Annotated in this window: 10 protein-coding genes; 6 read left to right on the top strand and 4 right to left on the bottom strand. The window is 72.0% G+C overall.

Annotated features, from left to right (window positions below; translation table 11 throughout):
- From guaA to J0695_RS34550, 4 genes are all read left to right on the top strand, one after another.
- Nucleotides 1-1,581 (top strand): glutamine-hydrolyzing GMP synthase (gene guaA / locus J0695_RS34565; RefSeq protein WP_242553570.1); only part of this gene is annotated, 1,581 nt, incomplete at its 5' end.
- Between the two features lie 98 nt (nucleotides 1,582-1,679).
- The gene (locus J0695_RS34560) at nucleotides 1,680-2,465 is read left to right on the top strand and encodes a class II aldolase/adducin family protein (RefSeq protein WP_206968726.1); all 786 of its coding nucleotides are present in this window, start codon (nucleotides 1,680-1,682) and stop codon (nucleotides 2,463-2,465) included.
- Nucleotides 2,466-2,587: 122 nt separating this feature from the next.
- Entirely contained in the window at nucleotides 2,588-3,859 is a 1,272-nt protein-coding gene (locus J0695_RS34555) for a hypothetical protein (protein WP_206968725.1), read from the top strand.
- Between the two features lie 226 nt (nucleotides 3,860-4,085).
- Complete coding sequence (locus J0695_RS34550) at nucleotides 4,086-4,616, top strand: DoxX family protein (RefSeq protein ID WP_206968724.1); 531 nt, start codon at nucleotides 4,086-4,088, stop codon at nucleotides 4,614-4,616.
- Here the strand turns inward: J0695_RS34550 and J0695_RS34545 are convergent.
- Both J0695_RS34545 and J0695_RS34540 read right to left on the bottom strand, forming a co-directional pair.
- Nucleotides 4,523-4,810, bottom strand: a complete 288-nt coding sequence (locus J0695_RS34545; protein ID WP_307798862.1) for a hypothetical protein — start codon at nucleotides 4,808-4,810, stop codon at nucleotides 4,523-4,525. The genes J0695_RS34550 and J0695_RS34545 overlap by 94 nt on opposite strands.
- On the bottom strand, nucleotides 4,797-6,092 hold the full coding sequence (locus J0695_RS34540; protein WP_206968723.1) for a PspC domain-containing protein: 1,296 nt from the start codon (nucleotides 6,090-6,092) through the stop codon (nucleotides 4,797-4,799). The genes J0695_RS34545 and J0695_RS34540 overlap by 14 nt, the downstream gene beginning before the upstream one ends.
- Nucleotides 6,093-6,223: 131 nt before the next feature.
- Here J0695_RS34540 and J0695_RS34535 point away from each other — a divergent pair, with 131 nt between their 5' ends.
- A complete protein-coding gene (locus J0695_RS34535; RefSeq protein WP_242553569.1) occupies nucleotides 6,224-7,519 on the top strand; it encodes an ATP-binding protein in 1,296 nt (431 codons plus the stop codon).
- Nucleotides 7,516-8,208: a LuxR C-terminal-related transcriptional regulator gene (locus J0695_RS34530; protein ID WP_206968721.1), complete on the top strand. Its 693-nt coding sequence runs from the start codon at nucleotides 7,516-7,518 to the stop codon at nucleotides 8,206-8,208. The genes J0695_RS34535 and J0695_RS34530 overlap by 4 nt, the downstream gene beginning before the upstream one ends.
- Here J0695_RS34530 and J0695_RS34525 read toward each other — a convergent pair.
- Together J0695_RS34525 and J0695_RS34520 are read right to left on the bottom strand one after the other, a co-directional pair.
- Nucleotides 8,186-8,614, bottom strand: a complete 429-nt coding sequence (locus tag J0695_RS34525) for an ankyrin repeat domain-containing protein (protein ID WP_206968720.1) — start codon at nucleotides 8,612-8,614, stop codon at nucleotides 8,186-8,188. The two genes, J0695_RS34530 and J0695_RS34525, sit on opposite strands and share 23 nt — an antisense overlap.
- A gap of 47 nt (nucleotides 8,615-8,661) precedes the next feature.
- Nucleotides 8,662-9,143, bottom strand: a 482-nt coding sequence (locus J0695_RS34520; protein WP_505383621.1) for a trypsin-like serine peptidase, incomplete at its 5' end; no start/stop codon positions are given.

Genomic DNA, 9,143 nt, shown 5'->3' with positions numbered 1-9,143 from the left:
GCAGCGCCCCCCGCCGCCCCCGACAGCACCCCGGACGCAGTCCTCGTTGTCGACTTCGGCGCGCAGTACGCCCAGCTCATCGCCCGTCGCGTCCGTGAGGCGCGGGTCTACAGCGAGATCGTGCCCTCCACGATGCCCGTGGCCGAGATGCTGGCCAAGAACCCGAAGGCGATCATCCTCTCCGGTGGTCCTTCGTCCGTGTACGCGGAGGGCGCCCCGACCGTCGACCGCGCGCTCTTCGAGGCCGGGGTCCCGGTCTTCGGCATGTGCTACGGCTTCCAGCTGATGGCCACCACCCTGGGCGGCACCGTCGACGACAACGGGGCGCGCGAGTACGGACGCACCGCGCTCACCGTCTCCCAGCCGGGATCCACCCTCTTCGAGGGCACCCCCGTCGACCAGTCGGTGTGGATGTCGCACGGCGACGCGTGCAGCGCGGCCCCCGAGGGCTTCACCGTCTCGGCGTCCACGGACGTCGTGCCGGTCGCCGCCTTCGAGAACGACGAGAAGCGGCTCTACGGCGTCCAGTACCACCCCGAGGTCCTGCACTCCACGCACGGCCAGCAGGTACTGGAGCACTTCCTCTACCGGGGCGCCGGCATCGAGCCGACCTGGACGACCGGGAACGTCATCGAGGAGCAGGTCGCGCTCATCCGCGAGCAGGTCGGCTCCAAGCGCGCCATCTGCGGGCTCTCCGGCGGGGTCGACTCCGCCGTCGCGGCCGCGCTCGTACAGAAGGCCATCGGCTCCCAGCTGACCTGTGTGTACGTCGACCACGGGCTGATGCGCCAGGGCGAGACCGAGCAGGTCGAGAAGGACTTCGTCGCGGCCACGGGCGTACAGCTCAAGGTCGTCGACGCCGAGAAGCGCTTCCTGGACGCGCTCGCCGGGGTCAGTGACCCGGAGCAGAAGCGGAAGATCATCGGGCGCGAGTTCATCCGCGTCTTCGAGCAGGCGCAGGCCGAGATCATCGCCGAGGGCGGCGAGGACGTGGCCTTCCTGGTGCAGGGGACCCTGTACCCGGACGTGGTCGAGTCGGGCGGCGGCTCCGGTACCGCCAACATCAAGTCCCACCACAACGTGGGCGGGCTCCCCGACGACATCGAGTTCGAGCTCGTCGAGCCGCTGCGGCAGCTCTTCAAGGACGAGGTCCGCATGGTCGGCGCGCAGCTGGGGCTGCCGGACGAGATCGTCCAGCGCCAGCCGTTCCCGGGCCCCGGCCTCGGTATCCGTATCGTCGGCGAGGTCACCAAGGAGCGGCTCGACCTGCTGCGCGAGGCGGACGCCATCGCCCGCGAGGAGCTGACGGCGGCCGGTCTGGACCGCTCCATCTGGCAGTGCCCGGTCGTGCTGCTCGCGGACGTACGGTCCGTGGGCGTGCAGGGCGACGGGCGGACGTACGGGCACCCGATCGTGCTCCGTCCGGTGTCGAGCGAGGACGCCATGACGGCGGACTGGACGCGGATGCCGTACGACGTGCTCGCGAAGATCTCGACGCGCATCACCAACGAGGTGGCCGATGTGAACCGCGTCGTCCTCGACGTGACGAGCAAGCCCCCGGGCACCATCGAGTGGGAATAGCGCGCACAGCGCTCTGACAGCCGACGCCGCTGTTCACATCTTGTGAGCGGCGGCGTCGGCGTATTCCATGCTGAAGTAACCGCAGGTAGCTTGCGCCCATGACTGAGACGCCCGCGCCCGCCCCGATCCCCGTCGAGCAGCTGGAGTTCGCGCTCCCACTCGTGCACGAGTCCGTCGAGGACGAGCGGGCCCACCGCAAGCGCCGGCTCGCTGGGGCGCTGAGAATCTTCGGTGCGTACGGGTACGAGGAGGGCGTCTCCGGCCACATCACCGTGCGCGACCCGGAGTTCGCCGACTGTTACTGGGTCAACCCGTTCGGGGTGCCCTTCGCGCATGTGCAGGTCGACGATCTCGTCCTGGTCAACGGGGACGGGCAGGTCGTCCAGGGACGCCGCCATGTCAACCAGGCCGCCTTCGCCGTCCACGCCCAGGTGCACCGGGCCCGCCCCGACGTCGTCGCCGTCGCGCACACCCACTCGGTGTACGGGCGGGCGCTCGCCGCGCTGGGTGCGCTGATCGAGCCGTACACCCAGGAGGCCTGCGCCTTCTTCGAGGACCACGCGCTCTACGACGCCTACACGGGCGTCGTCGTGGACGAGGAGGAAGGGCGGCGGATCGCGGCCGCGCTCGGTCCGTACAAGGCTGTCGTCCTGCGCAACCACGGGCTGCTGACGGTCGGCGACACGGTGGACGCGGCGGCCTGGTGGTTCATCAGCATGGAGAGGTGCGCCCAGGTGCAGCTGGCGGCGCGGGCGGCGGGGCGGCCGGTGCTGATCGAGCAGAAGAAGGCGCTCGCCACCAGGGACCAGCTGGGCAGCGATCTTGTCGCGTGGATCAACTACCAGCCGCTCTGGCGGCGGATGGTGGAACCGCAGTCAACCTGATGAAACGCCCATCACCGCGGCTCGGCCGACCTGCTGCGTGAGACGCGCCTTCCGTACGACACAATTCGCTGACGCCGTACGGATGTTGGCGGTCTCTCGGGGTGGGAAAGGCGGCGTTCTTCGTGGCGGTTCAGGAAGCAGGGCAGAGCGGAACGCGGCACGGCGGTGGCTGCACGTGCGGCGACTGCCCGCACGGCGCGCGTGAAGGACACCGGAGGGCGGTCGCCGCGTTCCTGCTGAAACGGGACGAGCTGGCGGCCGGGCAGGGGCTGCCCGGAGCGGTCGCGCACTCGGCGGGGGCGTCGCGGCAGTGGGTGTCGGACGAGCTGACGCAGTCGGCGCGCGCGGTGGCCGAGCGGAGCCGTGAGGCGGGCGAGGCGTGGCCTCAACTGGTGTGGCGGCGCACGGTGTTCGTGGTGTGGGGCGCGGTGCTCGCGCTCGCCCTCGTGCAGACCGCTACGGCGATCGGGGCGGGGTGGTCGTCGGCGCGTACTGCCGGGCTGCTCGCCGCGGTCGTGGTGGGCGGGCTGCTGACGGGCGCGGCGTGGCTGCACCGGGCGCGGGGCGGGCTGCTCGCCCCGGTGGTCGGCGAGGACAACCGGCTCTCGACCTCGCGCGCGGTGGCGGGGGTGTGGGTGCTGCTGGTCGTCTTCGCGGTGCTGGTGCTCGCGCTGGAACTGGCCCAGGCGTCCGAGCACGGGGACCGGGACGCGCTGATCGACGGGATGGAGATCGCGCGGGGCGCCGGTGTGGTGACCGTGCTCGCACTGGTGAGCGCGGTCGCCGTGGTGGTGCGCAGGGTCGTGGGCGTACGGGTGCATGCGCAGAAGCTGCAGAAGGTACGGGCCGACCGGCCGCGCGCCGCCGACCTGCTGACGGACGACGCCGGCCGTGGGTCCTTCACGGATGTGCAGTATGTGCTGGTGAGTGCGGTGGGCGTGCTGTTCGCGGGCGTACGGCTCGCACGGCGGCCCGAGCAGCTGCCCGACCTGCCGTGGGGGCTCGCGCTGCTCGTGGCGGTGTCGGCGGCGACGTACTTCGCGGGGAAGTACGCGGAGGGCGGCCGGCCCGTGGTGCTTTCGGTGGTGCGGGCGCGGGAGGCGGGGGACCTGGACGCGCCGATCCGTACCGGCGACGACATCGAGATCCGGGGCGCGGGATTCGTGCCGCCCGGGGCGCAGACGCCGGAGCGGCTGGCGCGTCTTGTGGTGCGGATCGGGGCGGTGCACGTGCATGTGCCGCTGGTGCCGGTGGCGGGCGGGTTCGCGAACCCCACGGATTCGGTGCTGACCGTGCCGGTGCCGGTGGAGGTCGAGCCGGGGGTGGTGGATGTGCGGGTGGTGACAGCTGCTGGGGTGGAGACGGCCCCCCACACGATCGACGTGACGGACTGAGGCCCCCGCCCCGGACCCCGCTCCTCAATCGCCGGAGGGGCTTGATTTTGCCCGGCGTGGGCAAAAACCAGCCCGTCCGGCGATTGAGGACACGCGGCCGAAGGTCGCGTACCGGGCGGGGTCCGACCAGGATTGAGCCCGAACGCCTCGCCATACGTATCTCTATTCGAGACCCGCAGGGAGAATCGTGCCTGCGCATCGGGCGAGCGGAGAGGCGGGACCAGCCATGGTTCACGGATATCGGACGGACGGCAGCACCACCACACCCCTCGGCGGGGTGCAGGAACCGGCCGGGTGGCGGGCGACCGCCCGGCGGTACTCGCTGCTTCCGCTCCGCCTCTTCCTCGGGATCACCTTCGTCTACGCCGGCATCGACAAGCTCACCGACAGCGCGTTCTTCCATGCCACCGGCACCGGTTCCGTCGGCGAGCTGATGACCTCCGTACGGGACAGCGCCGCGATCCCCGCCCTCGTCGATCTCGCGCTGAAGAGCCCGGCCGGCTTCGGGTACGCCATCGCCTTCGGTGAGCTCGCCGTCGGCATCGGCACCCTGCTCGGCCTCTTCGGGCGGCTCGCGGCCCTCGGCGGTGCGCTGATCTCGCTCTCGCTCTGGCTGACGGTGAGCTGGCAGACGAGCCCGTACTACTACGGGAACGACCTCGCCTACTTGATGGCCTGGCTGCCGCTCGTGCTCGCGGGGACGTCGCTCGTCTCGCTCGACGCGCTCCTGGCCGCCCGCCGGCGCCGCAGTCTGTAGGCGGCCCAGTTGACCGCGCCCGCCACGATCAGACCGGTGACGACCGCCGGCACCGCGATCCCCGACGGGGTGTCCCACGCGCCGCCCACATCGCCCAGGTAGGCGACGGACACCCCGATCAGGACGAGGCCCGCGATCAGCTTGCCGGGGCGGATGTCGTGCCGGTAATCGCGCCGTTGCTCACTGTGCGGCACGGGCCACCTCCGCCTGTCCCACGCCGACCTTCAGGTCGAGCTCGATGGTGCCGCCCGCCGCACTGCCCGCGGGCGGTGCGAGCGTCATGGTCTTGTCCTGGCTGGGGGAGATGTTGATGTCCTTCTGCTCGTTGCCCGGGACCTGGATGTCGCCCAGACCGACCTCGGCGTGCAGACGCACGGTCACGTTCTTCGGTACGAGCACCCGGATGCGGCCCGCGCCCACCTCGACCGTGGTCGTCACCGACGTGCCCGGCGGGATCACCAGGGCGCCCAGGTCGAGGGTGCTGTCGCCCGAGCCGATGCGGTACTCCGGCTCCACCGCCGCGACCGATGCCGGCCGCCACTCCGTGGTCGCCCAGGTCGTGCTGATGTCCTTGGGGACCGCCGAAGCGCCCGCGAGGAGACCGGCCGTGATGAGTGAGAGGACGATCGTGCCCACGCCCGTACGGCCGGCGAAGGCGCTCACCGCGAAGCCGATGCCGAAGACGGCGAGCGCGCAGGCGAAACCGATCTGCAGGGCGGTGCCCAGCGGCTGGTGGTCCCAGGAGATCCCCGCGCCGAGGCCGGCCGCGAGCAGTGCGGCCAGGAAGACGCGGCCGCCGATGCCGCGCGGGCCGCGTACCGCCGCGGGGGCGCGGGACGGAGCCCAGGGTGAGGCGGGCGGCGGCGCCGCGTCCACGGGGGCGTCGCCAGGACCCCAGAGGTAGCCCGTGCCGACCAGGCCCGTCGTGCCGTCCTTGACGATCGGGTCCCGCCACCACGACGGGCCGCCGGGCGCGGGCGGCGCCTTCGTCTCCGGCGGGGCGTCCGCCACGGTCTGCGCGGTCACCGGGTCCAGCGTCTCGGGCGTGGCGAGGCGCCGGCGCTGGGACCAGACCGAGGAGCCTCCGACGGCCAGGCTCAGCAGGGCGGCGAAGACCAGTACGGACACGTAACCCAGCATGGAGAGGAACAGCCCGCAGCCGACCAGCGCGAAGAGCACCGCCATCATCGAGGCGCCCTCGACGCGGCCGGTCAGCAGCCGGCGGGCCTCGTTCTCGTCGTCGCCGTCGAGCGGGACGAGCAGCCAGGCGAAACCGTAGAAGATCAGGCCGACGCCGCCGGTCACGGCGAGCACGCCGAGCGCGACCCGGAAGATCACCGGGTCGAGGTCGAAGTGCCGGCCGAGCCCGCCGCACACCCCGGCGACCACCTTGCTGTTCCGGTGGCGCCGCAGCTGTGGCCGGTCTTCGTCCGCGGCTCCGGCTCCGGCCTCGGCTTCGGCTTGCTGGTCCGTCATACGTACATGGTGACGGGCGGGAGGTACGGATGGGAGCCCGGGCGACCCTGGCCGGTCCCTGATTTCGCGGCGGCCGACTCAGGGGGACATCCCTGATGCCCCGGCCCGCCCGTACGTGTGACGATCGGTACATGCCGCCAGTTGCCCCGCCACGCGCCGGACGCCCCGAACGCGCCGCATCCTCCGAGACCCCGGAGGACCCTCCGCTGCGCAAGCTGTACCGCAGCGCCGAGGGCCGGATGCTCGGCGGCGTCGCGCGCGGTCTCGCCGGACACCTCGGGGTGCCCGTCGCCTGGGTGCGGGCGGCCTTCATCGTGCTGTTCACCCTGGAGGGGCTCGGCGCGCTGCTGTACGTCGCCTTCTGGTTCGTGGTGCCGCTGGGGCTCGGCGGGGTGGACGCGCCGGGGGCGGCCTACTACGAGGCGCGGACCGCGGACGGGCGCCGCAGGCTCCTCCGTAAACCCGACAAGGGCCAGATCGTCGCGCTCATCGCGCTGATCATCGGCGGCGTCATCTTCGGCCAGAACGTCTCCGTGGGCGGCGACGCCAGCCCCTACATCTGGCCCGCGCTGCTCATCGGCGCGGGCGTCGTCCTGGTCTGGCGCCAGGTCGACAACTCGCGCCGCGCCCACTGGACCGCGGTCGGCCGCAGCAGCCGGCTGCTGCCGCTGGCCCGCGGGCTCGCGGGTGTGGCCCTGGTGGGCACGGGCTTCACGGCCTTCATCGTCATCCAGGGCTCGGCGGCCCAGCTCGGCAACCTGCTCACCGCGACACTGGCGGTGCTCGCGGGCATCGCGCTGCTGGCAGGCCCGTGGATCGTACGGATGACCCAGGACCTCTCCCAGGAGCGGCTGATGCGCATCCGCGCCCAGGAGCGGGCGGAGGTGGCGGCGCATGTGCACGACTCGGTGCTGCACACCCTGACCCTGATCCAGCGCAACGCGGACGACGGCTCGGAGGTACGGCGCCTGGCGCGCGCCCAGGAGCGCGAGCTGCGCGCCTGGCTCTACAAGCCGGAGGGGACGGGCAAGGACGAGCCGGAGACGCTCGCCGAATCCGTGAAGAAGTCCGCCGCCGAGGTCGAGGACAAGCACGGCGTCCCCCTTGAGGTGGTGGTCGTCGGCGACTGTCCGCTCGACGAGAAACTGACCGCACAGATGCAGGCCGCGAGGGAAGCGATGGTCAACGCCGCCAAGTACGGTGGCGAGGGCGGGGCGGTACAGGTGTACGCGGAGGTCGAGGGCCGTACGGTCTTCGTGTCGGTACGGGACAGGGGACCCGGCTTCGATCTGGACTCCGTACCCGACGACCGTATGGGCGTACGAGAATCAATCATCGGGCGGATGCAGCGCCACGGCGGTACGGCGAGCCTGCGCAACGCACCCGAGGGCGGCACCGTAGTGGAACTGGAGATGGAGCGAGCATGACCGAGTCCAAGACCGAAGCAGCCGCGGAGCGCAAGGTCAGGGTCGTCCTCGTCGACGACCACCGGATGTTCCGCACCGGCGTACAGGCGGAAATCGGCCAGACGGAGACGACGGGCGTCGAGGTCGTCGGTGAGGCGGCCGACGTCGACCAGGCGGTCACCGTCATCACGGCCACCAGGCCCGAGGTCGTCCTGCTCGACGTGCACCTGCCCGGCGGCGGCGGCGTCGAGGTGCTGCGCCGCAGCGCCGCCATGATGTCGGACGCCGAACGCCCGGTGCGTTTCCTGGCGTTGTCCGTCTCGGACGCGGCGGAGGACGTCATCGGGGTCATCAGGGGCGGCGCGCGCGGTTACGTCACCAAGACCATCACCGGCACCGACCTGGTCGACTCGATCTTCCGTGTCCAGGACGGCGACGCGGTGTTCTCACCGCGCCTCGCGGGCTTCGTCCTCGACGCGTTCGCCTCGACGGACGCGCCGCCGGTCGACGAGGACCTGGACCGGCTCACGCAGCGCGAGCGCGAGGTGCTGCGGCTGATCGCGCGCGGTTACGCCTACAAGGAGATCGCCAAGCAGCTCTTCATCTCGGTGAAGACGGTCGAGTCGCACGTCTCCGCGGTGCTCAGGAAGCTCCAGCTGTCCAACCGCCATGAGCTCACCCGCTGGGCTACGGCACGGCGACTGGTCTGATGGCAGCGCGCAGCAGGGCGGCCGTCTCCTCGTGCGGGCCGGCCTCCGCCCACTCCAGCGGGGTCTTCCCGGCGCCGTTGTCCTCGCGCAGGTGCGGGTCGGCCCCGCCGGCGAGAAGTTCCCGTACGACTTCGGTCTCGCCCCAGCAGGCGGCCGCGCACAGTGCGGTGCCCTCCGACCCGGGGCCCGCGCTCGGCGCGTCGGGGGAGGCCCCGGCGGCGAGGAGCCGGCGCACGTTGTCCGTGGCGCCCTGGACCGCGGCGGCGTAGAGCGGCGTCTCGCCGTCCACGTCGGGGGCGTCCGGGTCGGCCCCGGCGCGCAGGAGCGCTCCGACCTGCTTGGTGTCGTGGGACATCGCGGCCCAGACGAGCTTGTCGGCCATTTTCTTCTGTTTTCTGCGGTTCATGTACGCGACGCTAGCCCGAGCGGCGGCCGTCAGCCCGCCAGCGCCACTCACCGGCCGGCGGCGACCGCGCGGGCGTAGAGGGCGAGGGCGGCGCGGCCGTAGACCGGGGCGTACGAGATCCAGTGGACGCGGCCGCCCGTCTCGTAGCCACCGGTGTTGCCGATGACCGTGCCGGTGCGGGTGGCGGCTTCGTAAGAGGTGATCCAGGGGCCGCCGGAGACTCCGCCGTAGAAGCCGCCGCAGACCATACGGAGCTGGTGGTGGCCGGGGAGGCGGCTGGTGGGGACAGTGCAGCGGAGGGCCTGGTGGTGCTTGTTGACATTGGTGCCGGCGGGGTAGCCGATGACCGTGACGCGGTGGGTCCAGCCGGCCGCCGGGGTGAGGGTGAGGGCGCCCGTGGCGGCCTCGACGGGTGTGTCGACCCGGGCGAAGGCGACGTCCAGGTCCGTGTCGCGCGGGTAGCGGGGGTCGGTGAAGAGCGCGGTGACCGGGTGGACGCCGTACGGCTGGGCGGCGGCCGGGGCGCCGT

The sequence above is a fragment of the Streptomyces beijiangensis genome (assembly GCF_017315755.1).
GTDB lineage: Bacteria > Actinomycetota > Actinomycetes > Streptomycetales > Streptomycetaceae > Streptomyces > Streptomyces beijiangensis.
This window is presented reverse-complemented; position numbering and strand designations above follow the sequence as displayed.